Annotated in this window: 22 protein-coding genes; 8 read left to right on the top strand and 14 right to left on the bottom strand. The window is 62.9% G+C overall.

Features of this window, described 5'->3' with window-relative positions; all coding sequences use genetic code 11:
- The first annotated feature begins 176 nt into the window (after positions 1–176).
- Positions 177–659, top strand: coding sequence for a CinA family protein (locus tag K0F85_RS07260; protein WP_219115350.1), 483 nt, complete (start codon positions 177–179; stop codon positions 657–659).
- Here K0F85_RS07260 and K0F85_RS07255 read toward each other — a convergent pair.
- Complete coding sequence (locus K0F85_RS07255) at positions 649–2,421, bottom strand: GGDEF domain-containing protein (RefSeq protein ID WP_257572589.1); 1,773 nt, start codon at positions 2,419–2,421, stop codon at positions 649–651. The two genes, K0F85_RS07260 and K0F85_RS07255, sit on opposite strands and share 11 nt — an antisense overlap.
- Before the next feature lie 212 nt (positions 2,422–2,633).
- On the opposite strand from K0F85_RS07255, the gene K0F85_RS07250 reads away from it, so the two are divergent.
- From K0F85_RS07250 to K0F85_RS07240, 3 genes are all read left to right on the top strand, one after another.
- Positions 2,634–3,362 carry a hypothetical protein gene (locus K0F85_RS07250; protein ID WP_219115348.1) on the top strand — a complete coding sequence of 243 codons (729 nt, stop codon included), beginning with the start codon at positions 2,634–2,636 and terminating at the stop codon, positions 3,360–3,362.
- Complete coding sequence (locus tag K0F85_RS07245) at positions 3,363–3,734, top strand: hypothetical protein (RefSeq protein ID WP_219115346.1); 372 nt, start codon at positions 3,363–3,365, stop codon at positions 3,732–3,734.
- A gap of 66 nt (positions 3,735–3,800) precedes the next feature.
- The gene (locus tag K0F85_RS07240; protein ID WP_219115344.1) at positions 3,801–6,620 is read left to right on the top strand and encodes a pitrilysin family protein; all 2,820 of its coding nucleotides are present in this window, start codon (positions 3,801–3,803) and stop codon (positions 6,618–6,620) included.
- Positions 6,621–6,623: 3 nt separating this feature from the next.
- Here the strand turns inward: K0F85_RS07240 and K0F85_RS07235 are convergent, their stop codons facing one another.
- The 3 genes from K0F85_RS07235 to K0F85_RS07225 all read right to left on the bottom strand — a co-directional run bounded on the left by K0F85_RS07235 (position 6,624) and on the right by K0F85_RS07225 (position 8,849).
- Positions 6,624–7,025 carry a DUF2809 domain-containing protein gene (locus K0F85_RS07235; protein WP_219115342.1) on the bottom strand — a complete coding sequence of 134 codons (402 nt, stop codon included), beginning with the start codon at positions 7,023–7,025 and terminating at the stop codon, positions 6,624–6,626.
- A 342-nt stretch (positions 7,026–7,367) separates the two neighbouring features.
- The gene (cysK, locus tag K0F85_RS07230) at positions 7,368–8,300 is read right to left on the bottom strand and encodes a cysteine synthase A (protein WP_219115340.1); all 933 of its coding nucleotides are present in this window, start codon (positions 8,298–8,300) and stop codon (positions 7,368–7,370) included.
- 84 nt (positions 8,301–8,384) lie between these two features.
- Positions 8,385–8,849 carry an FKBP-type peptidyl-prolyl cis-trans isomerase gene (locus K0F85_RS07225; protein WP_034746152.1) on the bottom strand — a complete coding sequence of 155 codons (465 nt, stop codon included), beginning with the start codon at positions 8,847–8,849 and terminating at the stop codon, positions 8,385–8,387.
- Between the two features lie 95 nt (positions 8,850–8,944).
- On the opposite strand from K0F85_RS07225, the gene thpR reads away from it, so the two are divergent.
- Positions 8,945–9,460, top strand: coding sequence for an RNA 2',3'-cyclic phosphodiesterase (gene thpR / locus K0F85_RS07220; protein ID WP_219115339.1), 516 nt, complete (start codon positions 8,945–8,947; stop codon positions 9,458–9,460).
- Here thpR and K0F85_RS07215 read toward each other — a convergent pair.
- Positions 9,457–10,299, bottom strand: coding sequence for a tRNA threonylcarbamoyladenosine dehydratase (locus K0F85_RS07215; RefSeq protein WP_257572588.1), 843 nt, complete (start codon positions 10,297–10,299; stop codon positions 9,457–9,459). The genes thpR and K0F85_RS07215 overlap by 4 nt on opposite strands.
- Positions 10,300–10,411: 112 nt before the next feature.
- Between K0F85_RS07215 and pdxH the strand changes: the two genes are divergently transcribed.
- Entirely contained in the window at positions 10,412–11,617 is a 1,206-nt protein-coding gene (gene pdxH / locus K0F85_RS07210) for a pyridoxamine 5'-phosphate oxidase (RefSeq protein WP_219115338.1), read from the top strand.
- A 127-nt stretch (positions 11,618–11,744) separates the two neighbouring features.
- A complete protein-coding gene (locus K0F85_RS07205) occupies positions 11,745–12,971 on the top strand; it encodes a cyclopropane-fatty-acyl-phospholipid synthase family protein (RefSeq protein ID WP_219115336.1) in 1,227 nt (408 codons plus the stop codon).
- On the opposite strand, the gene K0F85_RS07200 is transcribed toward K0F85_RS07205, so the two are convergent.
- Complete coding sequence (locus tag K0F85_RS07200; RefSeq protein ID WP_219115335.1) at positions 12,932–13,072, bottom strand: peptide-methionine (S)-S-oxide reductase; 141 nt, start codon at positions 13,070–13,072, stop codon at positions 12,932–12,934. The genes K0F85_RS07205 and K0F85_RS07200 overlap by 40 nt on opposite strands.
- Positions 13,073–13,248: 176 nt before the next feature.
- On the opposite strand from K0F85_RS07200, the gene K0F85_RS07195 reads away from it, so the two are divergent.
- A complete protein-coding gene (locus tag K0F85_RS07195) occupies positions 13,249–13,755 on the top strand; it encodes a flavin reductase family protein (protein WP_219115333.1) in 507 nt (168 codons plus the stop codon).
- A gap of 38 nt (positions 13,756–13,793) precedes the next feature.
- Here K0F85_RS07195 and K0F85_RS07190 read toward each other — a convergent pair whose 3' ends face one another.
- The 8 genes from K0F85_RS07190 to pyk all read right to left on the bottom strand — a co-directional run bounded on the left by K0F85_RS07190 (position 13,794) and on the right by pyk (position 22,563).
- The gene (locus K0F85_RS07190) at positions 13,794–14,480 is read right to left on the bottom strand and encodes an OmpW family protein (RefSeq protein ID WP_219115331.1); all 687 of its coding nucleotides are present in this window, start codon (positions 14,478–14,480) and stop codon (positions 13,794–13,796) included.
- Positions 14,481–14,576: 96 nt separating this feature from the next.
- Positions 14,577–15,962, bottom strand: coding sequence for an SGNH/GDSL hydrolase family protein (locus K0F85_RS07185; protein WP_219115330.1), 1,386 nt, complete (start codon positions 15,960–15,962; stop codon positions 14,577–14,579).
- A 240-nt stretch (positions 15,963–16,202) separates the two neighbouring features.
- Positions 16,203–17,240, bottom strand: coding sequence for an L-threonylcarbamoyladenylate synthase (locus tag K0F85_RS07180; RefSeq protein WP_374198645.1), 1,038 nt, complete (start codon positions 17,238–17,240; stop codon positions 16,203–16,205).
- The gene (locus tag K0F85_RS07175) at positions 17,237–18,433 is read right to left on the bottom strand and encodes a 5-(carboxyamino)imidazole ribonucleotide synthase (protein ID WP_219115329.1); all 1,197 of its coding nucleotides are present in this window, start codon (positions 18,431–18,433) and stop codon (positions 17,237–17,239) included. Before K0F85_RS07175 ends, K0F85_RS07180 begins: the two co-directional genes overlap by 4 nt.
- A 15-nt stretch (positions 18,434–18,448) precedes the next feature.
- A complete protein-coding gene (purE, locus tag K0F85_RS07170; protein WP_219115328.1) occupies positions 18,449–18,946 on the bottom strand; it encodes a 5-(carboxyamino)imidazole ribonucleotide mutase in 498 nt (165 codons plus the stop codon).
- Position 18,947: 1 nt separating this feature from the next.
- The gene (locus K0F85_RS07165) at positions 18,948–19,841 is read right to left on the bottom strand and encodes a phosphoribosylaminoimidazolesuccinocarboxamide synthase (protein WP_219115327.1); all 894 of its coding nucleotides are present in this window, start codon (positions 19,839–19,841) and stop codon (positions 18,948–18,950) included.
- A gap of 118 nt (positions 19,842–19,959) precedes the next feature.
- Positions 19,960–21,024, bottom strand: a complete 1,065-nt coding sequence (gene fba, locus K0F85_RS07160) for a class II fructose-bisphosphate aldolase (protein ID WP_102121243.1) — start codon at positions 21,022–21,024, stop codon at positions 19,960–19,962.
- A gap of 90 nt (positions 21,025–21,114) precedes the next feature.
- Entirely contained in the window at positions 21,115–22,563 is a 1,449-nt protein-coding gene (gene pyk / locus K0F85_RS07155) for a pyruvate kinase (protein ID WP_219115326.1), read from the bottom strand.
- Positions 22,564–22,672 lie beyond the last annotated feature (109 nt).

The following is a 22,672-nucleotide window of genomic DNA, read 5'->3' as shown; positions in this document are numbered from 1 at the left end:
GTGCCTGTTCGGGCGATGCGCACCAGGGTGGCGCAGCGGCAACCCGCCTGCCGGCCCGGAATGGTAGCAAATGCATAAAAGAGTGTACGCATTTTCGCTGTGACCGGGGAAAGTTTCTTTTACCGTTGGCCATGCTACAGTCTTGCCACCATTTTCACCGCATGCAGGAGTCATCCATGAGCAAAGAACTCACCCCACTCTCCACCGCCGTCGGCCTGGCCTTGCAGACGAAGGGCCTGCTGCTGGCCACGGCCGAATCGTGCACGGGCGGCGGCGTGGCGCAGGCCGTCACGGATATCTCAGGCTCGAGCGCCTGGTTCGAACGCGGCTTCGTCACCTATTCCAACGGAGCCAAGACCGGCATGCTGGGCGTGCCCGCCGAGCTGATCGTTACACACGGCGCCGTCAGCGAAGAAGTGGCCGCCGCCATGGCGCAAGGCAGCCTGGCCCACAGCGAGGCCCAGGTGGCCGTCTCGACCACGGGCATTGCCGGACCCACGGGCGGCGTGCCCGGCAAGCCCGTCGGCACCGTCTGCTTCGGCTGGGCCATGGGCGGGCGCGTCCAGACGCAGCGGCGGGTGTTTGCGGGCGACCGCCAGGCCGTGCGCGAGCAGGCCGTGGCGCACGCCCTGCGGGAACTGCTGCGTTTTATCCAGTAGCGTCGGCGATGCAGGCGCGGTCGCGGCCCGCCTGCTTGGCCGCGTACAGGGCGCTGTCGGCGCGCATCAGCAATTCGTGGCGGCCGGCGCCGTGGCGCGGATATTCGGCGATGCCAGCCGAGAAGGTGCAGCCTGACAGGCTGTGCGGCGCCTGCTGGATCAGCAACTGACGGTAGCGCGTGGCAATGTCGTCGATCTTGTGCGCCGCGATGACGCTGTCGGCTTCGCGCAACAGCAGACAGAATTCCTCACCGCCATAGCGGCACACCATGTCGCTGCCGCGCAGTTGGCCTTCCACCAGGCGCGCGAACTGGATCAGCACTTCATCGCCAAAATTATGCCCGTAAGTGTCGTTGACGCGTTTGAAGAAATCCAGGTCGATGATGGCGATGGCCACGGGCGCATCCGCATCGGCTTCGTGCAGGATGGCATTGAGGCAAGTTTCAAAATGGCGGCGGTTGTACAGGCCCGTCAGGTGGTCGCGCATGGCCTGTTCCTTCAGGCTGTCCTGCAAGGAATTGACATGCAGGATCTGGTGCGCCAGTTCGCGGTTCAGATGTTCAAGCTTGACGTTTTCCGATTCGCGCGCCGCCTGCAGCTCCAGCGCCTTGTCGCGCTCGGCCTTCAGGCTGTGCATTTCCTTTTCCAGGTGACGCATCAGGCTACGCGAGGCGCGTGCCGACTTGCTGCTGGCCTCGAACGCGGCCTGGTATTGCTGCAAAAAGCCATACGCGGCCTGCCATTCGCCCAGCTGGGCATTGATCTCGGCCAGTCCGCGCAAGATCTGCTGCTGGTGAAACGGATTGCGCGTCCAGCTCAGCAGGCTGTGCGCCTGCGTCAGGGAAGCCAGCGCCTGCGCCGTCTGGCCCGCATGCAAGTCCAGCTTGCCGCGCACCAGCCACGCATGCATCTGTTCTTCCAGGTCCTGGCCGCGGCGCGCATAGTCCTCCGCCCGCAACAGAAGTTGCAGGGCGCTCTCGGGCTGCTGCAGCAGGATGGCCGCGTGGGCGGCAATGCAGAACAAGAAGGCGCGCACGGCCAGGTCTTCTTCCGGCCATTCGTAAAACGGCTCGACCAGCGCCAGCGCCTCGGCTGGCTTGCCCGTGGCCAGCAGGCACATGGCCAGGTTGGCCGAGACGATGGTTTGCTGGTATTTGAGCTTTTGCGTGCCGATGATCTCGAGCGCCTCGACCAGCAGGGGAATGGCGTCGTCATCATTGCCCAGGTCATGCTGCGACGAGGCCAGGTTCGACAGGCTGTTGACCCGGTGCGCAGGGCTGCCAAAACGTTCGGCGATGTCGAGCGCCAGCAGGAAATTGCGCGGGCCGTCCTGCGTATCGCCACGGTTCAGGGCATCGACGCCCAGGCGCGCGTACAACATGAACTTGTGCAGGGAATCGGGGATCTGCGCGGCCTGGCTGCGCGCCTGCAGGAAATGCTGCTCGGCATCGGCAAAATCGCCGCGCCGGCTCGCATACGCGCCCTGCAGGGCGGCCACTTCCATGCCCCCTTCCAGGTCGCCGCTGAGCTGGAAATACGCGCCCAGGCGCTCGCACGAAGGCTCGGCCTCGCCCGCGTAATACGCCAGCCAGCAATGATTAAGTTCCGCATACGCGCCGCCGCGCGCATACTGTTGTCGTTGCGCCGCCGCCAGCGCCATCTGCGCCAGCCGGCGTGCCTGGCGGCGGTTACCGACCAGGCAAGACAGGGCTTGCTGATTCAGGCGGTCTATGTCGGCTTTATCGAGACTGGAGATCGGCACTGCGTCCTCATTCACACTCTGGGGTGGATTTTTCACACAAAACTTGCTCTGTATCAATGGTATCCTGATTAACATCATAACCAGATTCGCTGTTCCGCATGGCATATTTGCAAAGGATTGTGGTAAAAATGCCAGTCGTGGCCTGGCCGGGCGCCCGCGCCGCTGTCACGGATCTTTGATTGTCACTGACGCAACAACTTGGAGTAGTCGCAATGCAAAACACGGTACATTTCATCCTGCAGGGCAAGGGCGGCATCGGCAAGACCCTCGTCTCGACCCTGCTGGCCCAATGGTTAGGCGGCAAGGACGACACGCCTTTGCGCTGCTATGACACCGATCAGGAAAACGCCACTTTTTCGCGCTACAAGGCGATGCAGGTCAAGCATGTGCCAGTGATGACGGATGCGCGCAACATCGACCCGAAACGCTTTGACGCGCTGATGATCGACATCCTCGACACAGACGGCAACTGCGTGATCGACAATGGTGCGAACACCTTTTCGCCGCTGATGGGCTACCTGCTGGAAAACGACTGTTTTTCGCTGCTGGAAGAATCGGGGCGCAAGGTGTATATCCACACCATCGTCGGCGGCGGCGACACCCTGCACGACACGGCCACGGGCTTTGTGGCGACGGCGCAATCGACGAAAGTGCCGCTGGTGCTGTGGCAAAACGAACATTTCGGCCTGTTGCAATCGGCGTCCGGCAAGCAGTTTGTCGAATCGCAGTCGTATGCCGACAACCGCGCACGCGTGAAAGGCAGCATCACCTTGAGCCAGCGCAATCCCGACACCTTCGGCGCGGACGTCAAGAAAATGAACACGGCGCGCCTGACGATGCAGGAAGTGTTGCAGAACGACAAGTTCAACATCATGGAAAAGCAGCGTATCAAGGTCGTCTACCGCGACATCTTCGAACAACTCGACAAGGTGCAATGGTAGATGGACCAGCACAAACTGCGCACGCACGTGTTCGACAAGACGGGCATCAAGGTCGACGTCAACGATCCTATATTCGCCCTGGTGGCGCTGAACGAAGCGGTGCTGGCGGAAACCGTCGAGCGCCAGCTGGCCTTGCTGGACGCCGCCACGCAGGCACTCGCGGCGCAGGCGCGCGCGGCGGGCGGCTTGCCCGCAGTGCCGGCGTCGGCCATGCCCCAGCCGGTACCGGAAACCACCTTGTCCGCGCCGTCGCCGACCGGGCCGGCCGGCTTTACGCCGCGCGAATGGCGCTTGCTGGGCGCGGCCGCCATCGTCTCGCTCGCCTGCGCGCTGCTGGTGCTGGGCGGCGCGGCCCTGCTGTTTAAACTGTAGCACCATCGCGCTGCGCCAGCCACGAGCGAGCCGCAGCGTCTTCCCCACCTACCCCTGGAAGCATGCATGAAACCAATCAAACTGCTGGCCATTCCCGCCCTGCTGCTGTCGCTGTACGGCGCCCCCTTGAGTCTGGCCCACGCCGCCGATGCTGCCGCCGCGACGGGCGCCACGGCGGTGCCCAATATCGCCTACGAAAAATACACCTTGCCGAACGGCCTCGACGTGATTCTCGTGGAAGACCATAAATTGCCCGTCACGGCCGTCAATATCTGGTATCACGTGGGGCCCGCGAATGAAGCGCCGGGGCTGACGGGCTTTGCCCACCTGTTCGAGCACATGATGTTTGCCGCCACCAAGCACGTGCCGCGCGGCATGGCCGACCAGTTGCTGGAAGGGGCGGGCGCCACCGATTCGAACGGCAGCACGGATTTCGACCGCACCAACTATTTCGACACGGTGCCGTCGAACCAGCTGGAACTGGCCCTGTGGACCCATTCCGACCGCATGGGCTACCTGCTGGACGTACTCGACCAGACGGCGCTGACGAACCAGCAGGACGTGGTGCGCAACGAACGCCGCCAAAGCGTGGAAAACGCGCCATACGGCATCGTGCAGGAAGCCCTGTACCACCAGCTATTTCCGAAGAGCCACCCGTATTACGCCAGCGTCATCGGTTCACATGCGGACATCCAGAACGCGAAACTGGCCGACATCAAGGAATTTTTTAGCAAATACTATGGTCCCAACAACGCCAGCCTGGTGATCGCCGGCGATATCGACAAGGCGAAGACCAAGGCACTGGTCAACAAATACTTCGGCAGCTTCAAGAGCGGTCCGGCCGTGCCGAAACCCGATGTCGTGACGCCGCCCATCACGCAGGAACGCCGCATCGTGGTGCAAGACCGGGTCGAGCTGCCGCGCGTCTTCATGGCCTGGCTGACGCCGTCCGCCTACACCAAGGATGACGCTGAATTGTCGATGGCGGCGCACATCCTGGCCGGCGGCAAGTCCAGCCGCCTGTACAAGTCCCTGGTGTACGACAAGCAGATCGCCCAGGACGTGGGCGCCAGCCAGGGTTCCAACGCCCTCACCTCCGTCTTCACCATCGACGCGACGGCTCGCCCGGGCCACCAGCCGGAGGAAATCGAGCAAGCCTTGCAGGCGGAGCTGGAGCAATTGCGCGCCAGCGGCCCTACCGAGCAGGAACTGGAACGGGCGCGCAACAGCATCGAGACCAACATGCTGAGCCAGGTGGAAAAAATGGGCGGGCACGGCGTAGCCAACTTGCTCAACGAATACAACCAGTATCTGGGCGACCCAGGCTACCTGGCCAAGGATATCGAACGCTACCGCCAGGTGACGGCGGCCGGCGTGCAGCGCGCCGTGGACACCTACCTGAAAAACCAGGCGCGCGTCGTCGTCTACGGCGTGCCGGGCAAGCCGGACCTGGGCGCGGAAGTGCCGACGCCGGCACCTGGCAAGGTCAAGCCGGCGCCAGGCACGGCCATCAATGCGGACGAGCCGTGGCGCAGTGCCGTGCCGAAGGCCGGACCCGCACCGCAGATCGTCCTTCCGCAAGGAAAATCGTTTACCCTGGCGAACGGTTTGACCGTGATCCACCACTACAACGGGGCCGTGCCACTCGTGTCCAGCCAGCTGGTCATCAAAAGCGGTTCGGGCGCCAATCCGACGGCGCAGCCGGGCTTGTCGAGCTTTACGGCGCAATTGCTGCAGGAAGGCACCACCACGCGCACGGCGCCACAGATCGCCGACGACGTGGCGCAACTGGGCGCCCTGCTGAGCACCGGCTCCGGCACGGATGCCTCGTTTGTCCAGCTCACGTCGCTCAAGGCCACCTTCCCGCAAGCGCTCGACGTGCTGGCCGACGTGGTGCTGCATCCGCAATTCCCCGCCTCCGAAGTGGAGCGCCAGCGTGCCAGCCGCATCGGACAGCTGGCACAGCAGCGCGAAAACGCGGGCGCGGTGGCCGCGCGGGTGGAAGCGGCGGCCCTGTATGGCCCGCAGCATCCGTATGGCACCATCCAGCTGGGCACGGAAGCGGCGTTGAAAGCGGCCAGCCGCGCCGACCTGCAGGCGTTCTGGCAGCAGCATTACCTGCCAAACAATGCGGCGCTGATCGTTTCGGGCGATATCGGCGAGACGGAATTGAAGGCGCTGGCCGAAGCGAAGTTCGGCAGCTGGAAGGCCGGCGCGGTGGCGCCGTCCGTGACAGCGGCGCCGGTCACGACGAAAGCCAGGCTGATCCTGGTCGACAAACCGGGCGCGCCGCAAACGGCTGTGCGCCTGTCGACCATCGCCGTGCCGCGCACAACGCCCGACTATGCGCCGCTGCAAGTGATGAACGCGGCGCTGGGCGGCTTGTTTACCAGCCGCCTGAACACCAATTTGCGCGAAGAGAAGGGCTACACCTATGGCGTGCGCTCGCAGTTCCAGTACCGCAATCAGCCTGGCCCCTTCTCGATTGCCGCCAGCGTGCGCACCGATGTGACGGGTGCGGCCGTAGCGGAAACCTTCAGGGAAATCCGCGCCATGATCGCCCAGCCACTGAGCGGCCAGGAATTGGCGAATGCGCGCAATTCGCAAGTGCTGTCGCTGCCGGGCCAGTTCGAGACGAATGCCAGCATCAGCGCCAGCATGGCGAACGCGTATATCTACGGCCTTGGCCTCGACTATTACACGACCTTGCCACAGCGCTTTGCCGGCGTGACGGACAAGCAGGTGCAGCAGGTGGCGAAAAAATACCTGCAGCCGGAAAAGCTGATCGTCATCGGCGTGGGCGACAAGGCGAAGATCGCCCCGCAATTGTTCAAGCTGAAACTGGCGCCCGTGGAACTGCGCGACGCCGAGGGTAAGCTCAAGTAGAGGCTAGCGGCGCTTGAGCAGCGCCGCTTTATCGACCAGCGCCGCGATCGCCACGCCCGCCGTATAGGCGATCAGGTCGACCCAGCCAAAGGTGGAACCCAGTACCAGGTGCCCCAGCGGGTGCGCGCGCAGTCCGACGATCCAGGGCGCCTGGTACAACTGGCCAAATTCCACGGCAAAGCAAAACAGCAAAGACCACAGGGCCAGTTGCCACGTGCGCATGCGCGTGGCGATGATGCCCAACGCAAAGACGATCATCATGGCCCACAGGGCGTCGCCCGGATACTTGCCAAGCGCGGCGGGAAGAAATTGGGGATAGGCGCGCGAGGCCAGGCCCAGCGCGATGACAGCCACGGTTGCGCCTACCTGCAGCAGGCGGCGGCGTTCAGGTTTTACCAGGAACATATTTCCATTCAAAGGCACAATACGGGCCGAACCATTGCGGCCCGTCCGATATTGTACTGCGCCTGCCGTGCCTGCCTGGCGCATATTTCGTCATGGCAAGTTAATCCGCCACCCTTGCGCTGCACCGGTCAAGCGGGGACACCTTCGCAGCCCCGCCGGACGGGTCGACGCTCAGAGCCTGTCCCAGTAGGGAGCGTCTTCTGCTGGCAGTTCATCAGGAGCGCGGACAAGGCATGAGGAGGACGCGTGGCGAGCCACGCGACGACGAGGCAAGTCATGCATGACGGCCAGTCCCCGCTTCTGAGGGGCGCCAGCAGGGGATGTATCTACTGGGATAGGCTCTCAGTCGCCCAGGCCCGCGTACAAAGCCGTGCTCAGGTAGCGTTCGCCAAACGACGGGATGATGGTGACGATGGTCTTGCCCGCGTTTTCCGGGCGGCGCGCCACTTGCAGCGCGGCCCACAGGGCGGCACCCGACGAGATGCCGACCAACAGGCCTTCGTCGCTGGCGGCCAGGCGCGCCGTGGCAAACGCGTCGTCATTCTTCACGCAGATGATTTCGTCGTAGATGGCCGTGTTGAGGATCTGCGGCACGAAACCGGCGCCGATGCCCTGGATCGGGTGCGGCCCCTTGGTGCCTTTCGACAGCATCGGCGACGCTTCCGGTTCCACGGCAATCACTTGCAGGCCAGGCTTGCGTTCCTTCAGCACTTCGCCGATACCGGTAATCGTGCCGCCCGTGCCCACGCCGGCGACGACGATGTCGACCTGTCCATCCGTATCGCGCCAGATTTCCTCGGCCGTCGTGGCGCGATGGATGGCGGGATTGGCGGGATTGTTGAATTGCTGCAGCATCAGGTAGCGCGGGTCGGCCGCCACCAGCTCCTCGGCCTTGCGGATGGCACCGAGCATGCCTTCGCTGCCGGGCGTGAGCACCAGCTCGGCGCCGTAGGCGCGCAGCAGGATGCGCCGCTCGCGGCTCATGGTGTCGGGCATGACCAGGGTGCAGCGGTAGCCGCGCGCGGCGCACACCATGGCCAGCGCGATGCCCGTATTGCCGCTGGTGGGTTCGACGATGACGGTATCGGGATGGATCTTGCCTGCGGCTTCGGCGGCGACGATCATGGACAGGCCGATGCGGTCCTTGACGCTATGCGCGGGATTATAGAATTCGAGTTTGGCCAGGATGGTGGCATTGCAGTCGGCAGCGATGCGGTTGATGCGCACCAGGGGCGTGTTGCCGATCAGTTCGGTGACGTCGTTGGCGATGTTCATGGGAGTCTCCACAGCTATATCAGAAAATCCCAGTCTACCGCTTTTTCACGGCAGCGCACGTGGTGCGCTGCCGAAACTGAACAATTACTTAACGTCCAGTAATTCCACGTCGAAGATCAGTGCCGAGTTCGGTGGAATGTCGCCATTGCCGGCGCCGCGCGGGCCGTAGGCCAGTTCGCCTGGAATGATCAGGGTGCGCTTGCCGCCCACTTTCATGCCGGCCACGCCCTGGTCCCAACCCTTGATGACCATACCCTTGCCGAGCGGGAAGTCAAACGGGCCACGGCCCACGGAGCTGTCGAACTTCTTGCCGCGCGAATCTTTCGCCAGGGGGCGATACAGCCAGCCCGTGTAGTGCACGGTGACGTTGCTGCCGACGGACGCTTCCTTGCCCGTGCCGACCTTGTTGTCGATCAGGATCAATTTATCGGCGACAGGACCGGGGCTCAGCGAGACGGCGGAGGCGGGAACGGGCGCTGGCGCCTGTGCCTGCGCCAGCGACGCGGCGACGGAGCAGATCAGGGCAAACAAAACGGAGCTACGCGTCATGATGTATTCTTTCAGTGAGTTTCGGTGAGATCCCTGCGCCAGCCAACCGGCAGGGAAGGCCAATAATAGCAAACCGCCGCAACGATAGGAAAAACTTGTCGCCCGATGCACCTTGCCCCCGCCTGTTTTACGCCCTGTGGCCCGACGCGGCCACGCGCGCGGCCCTGGCCGCCTGGCAGGCGCGCTTGCAAGGCAAGCCCGTGCGCGCGGACAAACTGCACCTGACCCTGGCCTTCCTGGGCCAGCGCCCTGCCAGCGAGCTGCCGGCCCTGCTCGACATCCTGGCGCAACTGCCGGCGCGCGCCATGCCACTGGTGTTCGATCACGCCAGCCACTTTCCCAAGCTGGCGCTCGCCTGGGCCGCACTGGCGCAGCCCTCGCCCGCCTTGCTGGACTTGCGCGCGGCCTGCATGCACGGCCTGGCGCAACAGGGGCTGGCGCCCCGCTTCGAACACGACCGCTTTACGCCGCACGTGACCCTGGCGCGCCAGGCGCCGCCAGCAAAGCAGGACTTCGCGCCCGTCGCCTGGCAGGCGGACGAACTGGTGCTGGTGGAATCGATCAAGCGCAGCGGCGACTACCGCATCCTGGCCAGCCGAAAACTGACTTAGGCGGCGTCCGCCACAGCGGCCAATTTGTCCTGGCGCAAGCTTTTCAGCGCATGCGCGGCCGCCACCATGCCGAAGCTGGCCGTCACCACCACGCTGGAACCGAAGCCGGCGCAATTCAAGCCCGTGACGCCGGCGGGCGTGCCATCGATGGCGCACGCTTCCGCGCTTTCAGGCGTGCTCAAGGGTTCCATGGAAAACACCGCGTCGACATTGAATTTGTTTTTCACGCCACGGGGAAAACCATATTCGGTGCGCAGCAGCTTGCGTACGCGCTTGAGCAGCGGTTCCTGCTCCGTTTTCGACAGGTCGCGCACGGCGATCAGGGTCGGGTCCGTTTGCCCGCCCGCGCTGCCGATGGTCAGCATGGGGACATTGCGCGCGCGGCAATACGCGATCACGGCCGCCTTGGCCTTGGCATTGTCGATGGCGTCGACCAGGTAATCAAAATCGCGCCCGCCCAGCAACTGTTCCAGATTCTCAGGACTAATGAAATCTTCGATCTGCGTGACCTGGCAAAACGGGTTGATCAGTTCAATGCGTTCGGCCAGGGCCGTGATCTTGGCCTTGCCGATGGTGTCGCTCATGGCCTGGATCTGGCGATTGATGTTCGATTCGGCAACATTGTCGAGGTCGATCAAGGTCAGGCGGCCGATGGCGCTGCGCGCCAGCGCTTCGACGATCCAGGAACCGACTCCGCCCACGCCGATCACACACACGTGCGCGGCGCGGAAGCGCGCCAGCGCGGGGGCGCCGTACAGGCGGGCAATGCCGCCGAAACGCCGCTCAAAATCGATCTCGGTCAAGTCCATGGAAATTAGTTCATTGGTGGAGGTATGCATGGCGCCATTTTAACGGACACTGCGCTGGCAGATATTCTAAAATAGCCGAATTGACACAGCGACAAGCCAAACCGTCGCCGCGCCCCCACACCGCCCACCACGAGAACTCGCCATGACCTCTCCCCTGTTCGACTCCGTTCCCGGCTTTGACCAGCCCATCGCCGTGCTCAAACATTGCCACGACAAGATCCGCAAGCAACTGACGACCCTGCAAAACCTGCTGGCCCACCTGGTGCAACACGGCAACACGGCGGACGCGCAGCAGGCGGCCAGGGCGGTGTTGCAATATTTCAATAAAGCCGCCCATCTGCACCATGACGATGAAGAGCAGGACTTGATGCCCATGCTGCAAGCGACGGCCACGGGCGCCGATGCGGCCGTGCTGGTGACCCTGGTGCCGGAGATCCTCGCCGACCACCAGCGCATGGACCAGGCCTGGCTGACCCTGCGCCCGGAACTGGACGCCATCGCGGCCGGCACGGGCACGCAATTGTCGGCCCATGGCGTGCGCGACTATGTTGCCGCCTACCAGGCCCACATGAACAAGGAAGAGGGCCAGCTGGCGCCCATGGCCAAGCGCCTGTTCAGCGCGCAGCAGATGGAACAGTTGGGCACGGCCATGCAGCGCCGCCGCGGCATCGCGCCGGAGGCGCCCGCCGCCGCCCAGCCGGACGCGGCCGCCGTGCTGGCGGCCATGCGCACCGATTACGTGCAATCGAGCCTGAGCGAGACGGATGTGCTTGCCGATCCCATCGCTCAGTTCCAGAAATGGTTTGCCGAGGCCGTCAAGGCCCAGGTGATGGAGCCGAACGCCATGAGCCTGGCGACCGTCAGTCACGACGGCAAACCCAGCTCGCGCATCGTGCTGATCAAGCAGTTCGACGAGCGCGGCTTTACCTGGTACACGAATTATCAGAGCGACAAGGGCCAGCAGCTCGAGCACAATCCGCATGCCGCCCTGCTGTTCTTCTGGGGTGAGCTGGAGCGGCAAGTGCGCATCGAAGGCACGGTGGTGAAAACCACGGCGGCCGAAAGCGACGAGTATTTCAATGTGCGGCCACTGCAAAGCCGCTTGTCGGCGATTGCTTCGCAGCAAAGCGCCCCCATCGCCGACCGTGCCGCGCTGGAAAACAATTACGCGGCCGTTTCCGCCGCCATCGGCGACGCCCCGCCGCCCCGCCCGGCACACTGGGGCGGCTACCGTTTGCAGCCGGAACGCATCGAATTCTGGCAGGGGCGCCGTTCGCGCTTCCACGACCGCATCGTGTTTACGCGTGATGCTGACGGGCAATGGAACATGCAGCGCTTGCAACCTTAAGCGCAACGTCAACACGCGTGTAAAGCAAGCTGGTCAATATAAGAGTAGGCTATGAGTTCAGAAGTTACTAACTAACATTGTTTCTCAATTTGCGGCCCCAGCAGGGGCCGCTTCATTGGAGGCCATTTTGTTCGTACAAAACCAACTCACGTCCTGGATCGCCAGCATCCGCAGCAAGACCGCCTTGCCGCTACGCATAGAACTGTGGAACGGCCAGCATGTCGACCTGTCCAGCGAAGCGCCACGCGTCACCATCCGCCTGCCGACCATCGCCTCGGCCCGCTATCTGCTCAATCCTTCGCTGGCCAACCTGGGCTCGGCTTATGTGGAAGGCAATATCGAAGTCAGGGGCACAGCCCAGGACATGATTTCCGTCTGCAATGCGCTGGCGCGCAACACCTTAAAACCGGAAGGCAAGCTGGCCCGCATCGTGCGCAGCTTTACGCACGACAAGAGCAAGGATGCCGAGGCCATCCGCTACCATTACGATGTGTCGAACGCGTTTTATGAACAGTTTCTCGACCCCGCGCTGGTGTATTCCTGCGCCTATTTTGAACACGGCGATGAAACGCTGGAGCAGGCGCAAGTCAAGAAGATCGACCATATCCTGAAGAAAATCCAGCTGCAGCCGGGCCAGACCTTGCTCGACATCGGCTGCGGCTGGGGCGCGCTGGTCATCCGCGCCGCACAGCAATATGGTGCCCGCTGCGTGGGCGTGACGCTGTCAGAAAACCAGTATGCGCTGGCGCGCGAGCGCGTGGCGGCGGCCGGCCTCGCCCACCTGATCGAGATTCGCCTGCAAGACTACCGCGACGTGGCCGGTCAGTTCGACCGCATTACCAGCGTGGGCATGTTCGAGCACGTTGGCCTCAAGCATTTACGCGACTATTTCAGCATCATCAACAAGCTGCTGGCGCCGGACGGCATGGCGATGAACCACGGCATTACCTCCACGGACCCGGAGAATGGCGAAACGCCGTATGGCGGCGGCGAATTCATCGAAAAATATGTGTTTCCCCATGGCGAACTGGCGCACATTGGCAATGTGCTCAAGACCATGCAGCAGGGGGGGCTGGAAGTGCTGGACGTGGAAAACCTGCGCCGCCACTATGCGCGCACCTGCGCCCTGTGGACGGAAAATTTCGAAGCCCATGCCGAACAAATTCGTCCGCTGGCGGGCGAACGGCGCTTTCGCATCTGGCACGTCTACCTGGCCGGCTGCGCCTATGCCTTCGAGCAAGACCTGATCAGCCTATACCAGATCGTGTGCGTCAAGGCAGGCCGACGCTCCTCCAGCCTGCCCTGGTCGCGCAACTACATGTATGCGCAGGAGACAAGGCCGGCGCGCGTGTAGCTCGATGCGACGCGCATCACGCCGCGCACCTCCGCGTACCTGGCAGCGTGGCGCCAGAAACAGCCACCGCCCAGTACCGCCACGTCCGTCTGCTGCTGCATGATGCCCTCCCGCAACGCTCCTGCGACGGATCATTTCAGCACTGTCACGCGAAGCGCCATGGCCTGCAACGCCGCCTGAAACGGCGCGTGCCACGCCGCAGCGACAGGCCTGCCGGCCACGATTGCGCTGGCGCGGCCGATTTTTGGCATAATGTCAGCAAATAGACAGGTCACCCATGAACACACGCTCTCCCCGCGCGCCAGCGCAAGAATTCGATACGACACATTTCCGTCAGGCATTGTCGCAGTTTGCCACCGGCGTCACGGTCATTACCACGCGCCTGGCCGACGGCAGTTTCCGTGGCTTGACGGCCAGTTCCTTCAATTCCGTCTCGCTATCGCCACCGCTGGTGCTGTGGAGCCTCGGTTCCGTGGCGAACAGCATGCCCATCTTCAGCGGCAACTCGCATTACGTCATCAATGTGCTGGGCGCCGACCAGGCGGACCTGGCGCAGCGCTTTGCACGCCGCACGCCGAATCCTTTCGACGACGTCGACTACGAACTGTCGCGCACGGGCCAGCCCATCCTGAAAGGCGCGTCGGCCTGGTTCGAATGCCATAACCGCAGCCGCTATCCGGAAGGCGACCACGTCATTTTCGTGGGCGAAGTGGAGCAATGCGCGTTTGCCGCGCAGCCGCCCTTGATCTTCCACAATGGAAAGTTCAATACACCGCCTGCCTGAGCGGGACAAAAAAAATCCGCCGAGGCGGATTTTTTGTTTTACAGGGTAAAGTTGTACCCGATGCTGATACTCACGGCAAGCGGGTCGAGCTTGATGTCCTGCGTCTGCCCCGTCGAGAATTTCGCCCTGGTTTTCAGGTAGGTCTTGACCACGGCCACGTCAGCAAACCAGCGCTCGTTGAAGGCCACGGTGCTGCCGACCACCAGGCTGCCTGTCAGCTTGTTGTCCATGCGGTAAGTCACTGGTTTTCCACCCGGATCCAGCAAGGCCGTCATCTGACCCGAGCCGGTTTCCTTCTGGAAATAGGCATACGTCAAGCCAGCGCCCACGTAGGGACGGATCATCGCGTTAGGCTGGAAGAAACGGTACTGGATGAAGGCAGTCGGCGGCAAGGCTTCCGCCGTGCCCAGCTTGCCTGTACCCTTGATGGCACCGTCGCCGATCAGGTCATGCTTGTACGGCACGCCCAGGATCATTTCAGCGGAAATATTGTCCGTGATCATGTAGGCAAAGGTCAGGATGGGTTTGGTATCCGCCTTGACATCTGCCTTCGTGCCCGGCAAGGCCGGTGCGGAAATATCGCCACTGTCAACGTGCGGCGTGATCTTGTTGATGCCGACCTTGGCCATCCAGGTGCCTGCGCTTTGCGCCGAAGCGCCCGTCGCCATGGCCATTGCGGCAGCGGCGGCCAGCACGCGTACAGCGGTATTCAAACGATTCTTCATCTTGTCTCCTGATCATTATGTGCGGAGTGTTCCGCTATCGAGTCTTGTCACTATCGACGCCAGCCACGTCCCGCAGACGCAGCTGGCGCGGCCCCCTTACAGCCAGCCCCGCACGACCATGTCCTTGGCCACATAACGGGCCAGCAACAGGTTGTTGAACGGCGTAGGATGCACATCGTCGGCATACGAATAATGGCTGACGTCGCCCGCTTTCAGGTTCGTGCCATTGCACACCAGCGAGCTACCCAGGATATTGCCTGGCGCGCTCAAGTCGCACGCCGTCTCGCTGACGTTGGTCAAGCCATACGGGCCAGGATTGACGCCCTGGTCATGGCTGACGGCAAACACGTCGACCAGCAAGACCTTCGCATTGCCGCTCAGGCCGCCGCTCAGTTCGCCATTGAAGGCACTGACCATGGCATTGATGAGCGCCTTGGTATTGGCGTCCTTGCCCAGGCCCGATGGCGTACCGGCCACATCCGGCAGGTTGTTGACTATCACGTAGTTGGCGCCCTTGGCGATGATCTGCTCCTTCACCAGCACCACCAGCTCCTTGCCGGCCTGTCCCATCGCCGTAACCAGCGCTGGGCCATTCGCCGCAGCGTAATCGGCACCGGCCTTGGCGCCGGCGGCATTGCCAGTGACAGTGGCGTCGGCCTTGGCCTTGGCCGCCGCTGCGGCGGCCAGTGTCGGCGCGTCCCTATTGCCCGCCATGAAAGCGGCAGTGGCAGCAGCAGTCACCACGGACGCGTCCGTGTGGCCGGGACGTGCATTTTCCGCGATGATGGCCGCAGCGATGGCCTGCACCGCCGTGGCGGGAACGGTAGCGCCAGCGGCCAGTGCCGTCGCCAGGTTGGTGACAAAAGCCTGCGCGCCAGCGGTCGCGCCAGCCGCCTGGCCAGCAGCCGTCGCACCGGCCTGCAATACGCCCAGCTGGTACAGCACGTCGTTACCGCCCGCCATCACGAACACGGCTTCCGTGCCGCTGAACTTGCCGCCGGACACGGCCAGGTGGTTCGCGATCTGCGTCACCACGGGTACGGTCAGGGCGCCCAGCTCGCTGCCGGTCAACTTGTTGTTCGGGCCAACCGGATTGGTCACACGCGAGCCGCCCATGGCATAGCCGTAGCAGCCGGCATGCTTGACGCGCGGCACGGCCAAGCCCTTCAAGGCATTGCCTTCCAGGCCAGTCTCGGCGGCGCATGGCGCGGCCAGGCCGAATTGCGCGGCCAGATGCTCGGTCCAGTTCTTGCCCGTCAGTTCAGGATTGATCTTGGTATTGTCACCATTGATGGTGAACTTGCCGCCACCTTTTGCCAGCACCGTGCCCACGGCATACGAACCGACATCGGACAGGCTGTCGCCGAACGACACTTGCGCCGTGTATTTGACTTTCAAGGCTTGATCACCGCCACTGGCGCCGCCGCAACCTGCCAGGACAGCCGCAGCCAGCACGGCCAGCGCGAATTTTGTTTGATGCATTTTGTCTCCTCGGTCTTTTTTTCTGGTTTCTAAACGAACGGGCGTGCTATTCGCTACCCAACTAATATGCCATCGTTCTGTAGGCTTGTATAGAAAATATGTTTTAAAAATCAACGAAATAACAACACCGACAGCGCCCTGTCTCGAGCGGGCGATCGGATGAATTATGGAGGATTTAAGATGTTTCGTGGCAAGCATCTCTATTGCGCTGCATCAAGAAAAAGCCCCTTGCGGGGCTTTTCATGATGCGGACAGAAACTGCTGCAAGATGCCACTGGAACCGAAAGCGGCACGCCGCAAGCGATCATTCACGCCCAGCCACTCGGGGCCGGTGGGTGGTGCTTCGACGAGTATCAGTTCGGCGCCAACCTGATCCATCGTGCGCAGCGAGGCATACAGCGCATGCGCGTAGTTTTCCGGGGTCGCGGCCAGGCGCACGCTGGCGCTGGCCGGCGGCAGATCCGAGTAGTGGATCAGGGCCACGCGGCGCCCGTCATTGAGCAGGCGGTTCAAGGTGGCGCTCACGTCATCGCTGTGCTGCATCGCAACAGGCGTGTGTGGCGCGTAATGTGATTCCAGGGTGCCCGAGGCACGCGGCGCAGCCGCATCGGCCACGGCCGGTGCGCGGCCAATGACGGCGGCGATCTGCTCGCTGCTGATATGGCCGGGACGCAACAGCACGGGACCGTGCGTCGCCAGGCGCGACAGGTCGACGATGGTCGACTCGATGCCCACGTCGCTCTGCCCGCCATCGAGTACCGCGCCCACCAAGCCGCCAGCCAGTTCGGCCGCGAATTCATCGCGCACATGCTGTGCCGTGGTGGGGCTGACATTGCCGAATTTGTTCGCCGACGGCGCCGCCAGGCCACCCTTGCCGCCCTTGAAAGTGCCTAGCAATGCGATAGCCACCGGATGCGACGGGCAGCGCAAGCCCACCGTATCCTGGCCGCCGGAGACGGCGTCGGGAATATGCGCGGCGCGCTTGACGATCAGGGTCAGCGGACCGGGCCAGAAGGCAGCCACCAGTTGCTGTGCCTCGGCGGGAATGTCATCCGACCAGTGCGCCAAGTCGGCGCCGGGCGCCACGTGCACGATCACGGGGTGGTCCGATGGCCGGCCCTTGGCTTCATAGATGCGCGCCACGGCGGCCGGGTTTTCCGCATCGGCACCCAGGCCATACACGGTTTCCGTCGGAAAAGCGACCAGACCGCCCCCTTCCAGCACGGCGGCGGCCGCCGCGATGGCGGCCTGGTCCAGGTCTTGTGCGGGCACGCTCACGGCGCGATTCCCAGGATCAGGCAAGCGTCGCGCAAACGCTGCTGCGCCTCTTGCAAGGTGGCCGCGATGAAGGTCAGGTGGCCCATCTTGCGGCCGCGGCGCGGGTCATCCTTGCCATACAGATGCAAACAGGCCCCCGGCAGCGCCAGGATGCGGTCCCAGGCCGGTTCGCAGGCAGCATCGCTGTCGTCGGCAAACCAGGCGTCGCCCAGGATGTTGAGCATCACGGCCGGCGAATGCTGGCGCACTTCGCCCAGCGGCAGCCGCGCCATGGCCCGCACCTGCTGCGCGAACTGGCTGGTGACGCAGGCATCCATCGTGTAGTGGCCGCTGTTGTGGGGGCGCGGCGCCATTTCATTGACCACCAGGCTACCGTCGGTCAGCACGAAAAATTCGATGCACAGCACGCCGACATAAGCCAGTTCAGCAACCATGGCTTGCGCCGCCCGCTGCGCCTTGGCGGCACAGGCGTCCGACACGTTCGGGCCCGGTACGGTGGTGGTAAACAGCACGCCGTCGCGGTGTACGTTTTCGGCGATCGGATACACGACCGATTCGCCGTCCACGCCGCGCGCCGTGAGTACCGACACTTCATACGCCAGCGGCAGCATTTTTTCCAACAGGCAAGTTACCTCGCCCATTTCCGCGAAGGCGGCACGCACCTCGTCGCGCGTGCGCACGCGGAACTGGCCCTTGCCGTCATAGCCCATGCGCACCGTTTTCAAGATACCTGGCAGCAAGTCGTCGCCTATGCTGTCGATGTCAGCCTGCGTGGCGATGACCATGTGCGGCGCCGGCAGCACGCCCGACTTGTCCGCGCTGTCAACAAAGAAACGCTTTTCCGCGATGCGATCTTGCGCCACCGACACGCCGTGCGCGTTGGGGGCCACGAACACGCGTTTGGCCAGACGCGACAGGCTGTCGGCCGGCACGTTCTCAAATTCCGTGGTGACGGCCAGGCATTGCGCCGCCAGGGCGTCGAGGCCGGCCGTGTCGCTGTAGCCGGCATTCACCAGGCGTTGCGCCACCTGCCCCGCAGGACAGGCGTCGGACGGTTCCAGCACGGCGACCTGATAGCCCATGCTCTGTGCCGCCTGGGCAAACATGCGGCCGAGCTGGCCGCCACCCATTACGCCCAGCCACGCCTGTGGATGGGCGGCGGGCAGCAATGGGGAAGTCGATTTACTATTCATTATTTTTCAAACACATTATTCAGGCAAGACCATGGCCTTGGCGGCGGCCGTTTGCGTGGCACGGAAGGCTTCCAGCTGGTCGGCCAGGGCGTCGTCGTTGGCGGCAAGCAGCGCCACCGCCGTCAGTGCCGCATTCGCCGCGCCCGCTTCACCGATGGCGAAGGTGGCCACCGGCACGCCTTTGGGCATTTGCAGGATGGACAGCATGGAATCTTCGCCGCGCAAATACTTGGATGGCACGGGCACGCCCAGCACCGGCACGATGGTCATCGCCGCCACCATGCCAGGCAGGTGGGCCGCGCCACCGGCGCCGGCGATGATGGCGCGCAAGCCGCGCGCGCGCGCGCTTTTCGCGTATGCATACATCTCGTCGGGCATGCGGTGCGCGGAAATGACTTGTGCTTCGTACGGGACGCCAAACTGTTTCAGGATGGCGACTGCATTCTGCATCACGTCCCAGTCCGAGGACGACCCCATAATGACGCCAACCAAGGGTTTGTTTTGCTCTGCCATCTTATGCCTTCAGCTTCTCGCCCGTCAGGCGCTCGATGGCTTCGAAATACTTGGCCTGGGTTTTTTCGATGACGTCGGCCGGCAGCGCTGGCGCTGGCGCGGTCTTGCCCCAGGTCAAGGTTTCAAGGTAGTCGCGCACGAATTGCTTGTCGAAAGACGGCGGCGAGATGCCAGGCTGGTAGGAGTCGGCGGGCCAGAAGCGCGATGAATCGGCCGTCAGCACTTCATCCATCAGGTGCATGACGCCATTGTCGTCCAGGCCGAATTCGAACTTGGTGTCGGCGATGATGATGCCGCGCGTGGCCGCGTATTCGGCGGCCGTCTGGTACAGGGCAATGGCTACGTCACGCATCTTGGCGGCCAGTTCGGCGCCGATACGCTCTTCCATTTCAGCAAAGCTGATGTTTTCGTCATGCTCGCCCAGTTCGGCCTTGGCCGCCGGGGTGAAGATCGGTTCCGGCAATTTTTCTGCCTGTTGCAGGCCGGCTGGCAGCTTGATGCCGCAGATGCTGCCCGTGTCCTGGTAATCTTTCCAGCCCGAACCGATGATGTAGCCGCGCACGACTGCCTCTACCATGATGGGTTTCAAGCGCTTGGCCACTACGGCGCGACCCTGCACTTGCGCCACTTCCTCGGGCGCCACCACGGATTCCGGCGCCACGCCGGTCAGGTGGTTCGGCACGATATGGCCCAGTTTCTCGAACCAGAAGTCGCTCATCTGGTTGAGTACCTTGCCCTTGCCGGGGATAGGCTCGTTCATGACGACATCGAAGGCCGACAGGCGGTCCGTGGTGACGATCAGGATCTTGTCGTCGCCAACGGCGTAGTTGTCGCGGACCTTGCCGTGGCCCAGCAATGGCAGGGAGTGGATGGAAGTCTGATAGAGGCTGTTCATAGCGGGGGGAATAGTTGGATGAAACGAAACCGGCAGGCAGGGGGCGCCTGCCGGTCGAGAAAATCGGGCACAAGGATACGCTGTCTGCGCATGCCTCCTGCCCGTTCCAGACAGAATTTTACTTCACAATTTGCGACAGCTCGCCGGCCTTGTAGCGCTCGGCCATTTTTTCCATCGTGACGACCTTGATTTTCGAGGCCTGGCCTTCGCAGCCGAAGGCTTGCATGCGCGCGCGCACGATTTGCTCGGCGGCAAGACGGGCAGGCTTCAGGTAGTCGCGCGGGTCGAATTTCGACGGGTTTTCAAACAGGTATTTGCGGATCGCGGCCGTCATCGCCAGGCGGATGTCGGTGTCGATGTTGATCTTGCGCACGCCGTGACGGATGCCTTCCTGGATTTCCTCGACTGGCACGCCATAGGTTTCCTTCATGTCGCCGCCAAATTCGCGGATGATGGCCAGCAATTCCTGCGGCACCGACGAGGAACCGTGCATCACCAGGTGGGTATTCGGGATGCGTGCGTGGATTTCCTTGATGCGGTCGATGGCCAGGATGTCGCCCGTTGGCTTGCGCGTGAATTTATACGCGCCGTGCGAAGTGCCGATGGCGATGGCCAGGGCGTCGCACTGGGTGCGCTGGACGAAATCGGCAGCTTGCGCCACGTCCGTCAGCAACTGTTCCCGCGTCATGGTGCCGTCGGCGCCATGGCCGTCTTCCTTGTCGCCCTTCATGGTTTCCAGCGAACCGAGCACACCCAGTTCCGCTTCCACCGTCACGCCGATGGCGTGCGAGAATTTCACCACTTCACGCGATACTTCGACGTTGTATTCGTAGGAAGCGACCGACTTGCCGTCCGCTTCCAGCGAACCGTCCATCATGACGGACGTGAAGCCCGAGCGGATGGCGGCCATGCAGACGGCCGGCGACTGGCCGTGATCCTGGTGCATGACAACGGGAATGTGCGGATACGCTTCGACGGCGGCGTCGATCAGGTGGCGCAGGAAGGCTTCACCGGCGTACTTGCGCGCGCCAGCGGACGCTTGCATGATCACCGGGCTGTTGAGCGCATCGGCGGCAGCCATGATGGCTTGCACTTGCTCCAGGTTATTGACGTTGAAAGCAGGAATGCCATAACCGTTTTCGGCGGCATGGTCCAGCAGTTGACGCATGGATACGAGAGACATGGTAATACTCCAGATAACAATAGAAACCGTTGCGGCGCTTCGCGACTAACTACTGCGGCGGCGCCTGAATTATTCCAACTAAACCAGAACTTACTCGAATTGGCCGACTGTCACAATTTTCAGGGCGTTGGTACCACCCACCTGGCCCATCGGCTCGCCCCAGGTGACGACGATCATGTCGCCCTTCTTGACGATGCCCTGCGCCACAAGCAGCTCTTCCGCCTGCTTCAGCACTTGCGCGCTGGGGGCGTTCTGCATCAAATGATACGCCCGTACATTGCGGTACAGCGCGGCTTTGCGCAAGGTCGTCACACTGGGCGTAAGCGCGTAGATCGGCGTGTCGATGTTGTGGCGGCTCATCCACAAGGCGGTGGAACCGGATTCCGTCAGCGCCACGATGGCTTTCACGCGCAAATGGTGGGCCGTGAACAGGGCGCCATATGCGATCGACTGGTCGATGCGGGTAAAGGTGACGTTGAGGAAATCGGCATCGAGCTTGTTGTATTCGGACTGTTCCGCTTCGACGCAGATGGCGGCCATCATTTCCACCGTCTCGATCGGGTACTTGCCCGAGGCTGTCTCGGCCGAGGTCATGACGGCATCCGTGCCATCGAGCACGGCATTGGCCACGTCGGACACTTCGGCGCGGGTCGGCACGGCATTGACGATCATCGATTCCATCATCTGCGTGGCCGTGATCGCCAGTTTATTCGACGCGCGCGCCATCTTGATCATGCGTTTCTGCAAGGCCGGCACGGCCGCATTGCCCACCTCGACAGCCAGGTCGCCACGCGCCACCATGATGCCGTCGGAAGCATCCAAAATTTCCTGCAAGGCAGGGATCGCTTCGGCGCGCTCGATCTTGGCGATCAGCATCGGCTTGTGCTGGTACGGTTCACCGGCGATATTGGCCAGCTGGCGCGCCATTTCCATGTCGGTCGCGCATTTTGGGAAGGAAATGGCCAGATAGTCGGCCTGGAAACTCATGGCCGTCTTGATATCTTCCATATCCTTGGCCGTCAAGGCCGGCGCGGACAGGCCGCCGCCCTGGCGGTTGATGCCCTTGTTGTTCGACAACTCGCCGCCTATCTTGACGGTGGTGTGGATTTCGCTACCGTCGATGCGCTCGACGATCAGCACGATGAGGCCGTCGTTCAGCAGCAGCACGTCGCCCTTGTGCAAGTCGCGCGGCAGGGCTTTGTAATCGAGGCCGACCCGTTCCTGGTTGCCCAGTTCGCCGTTTTCTCCCCACTTGGCGTCGAGGATGAAACGTTCGCCCGCTTGCAACTCGATACGGCTATTTTCAAACTTGCCGACGCGAATCTTCGGGCCCTGCATGTCAGCCATGATGGCCACTTCGCGGCCGCACTCGGTCGCTGCCTGGCGCACCAGCGCGGCGCGGTCGATATGGTCTTGCGCCTTGCCGTGGGAAAAATTCAAACGCACCACGTCGACACCGGCGCGTATCATCTTCAGCAGGATATCGAAGTCGGTGGAGGCCGGGCCGATTGTTGCTACGATTTTTGTACCACGTGGCATAGGAGTCCTTGTGCGCCAACAAGACGCTAGCTGAGCAAGACCTGGCGGTTGCGCCGCCCGGCAAGGTAAAAGCGCAGCGGTCAGGCTGCGCTTGCTACGGAAAGGCTGA

The sequence above is a fragment of the Janthinobacterium sp. UMAB-56 genome (genome assembly GCF_900095265.1).
Taxonomy (GTDB): Bacteria; Pseudomonadota; Gammaproteobacteria; order Burkholderiales; family Burkholderiaceae_D; genus Janthinobacterium.
The sequence above is the reverse complement of the archived record's forward strand: the minus strand, read 5'-3'. Positions and strand labels throughout refer to the sequence as shown.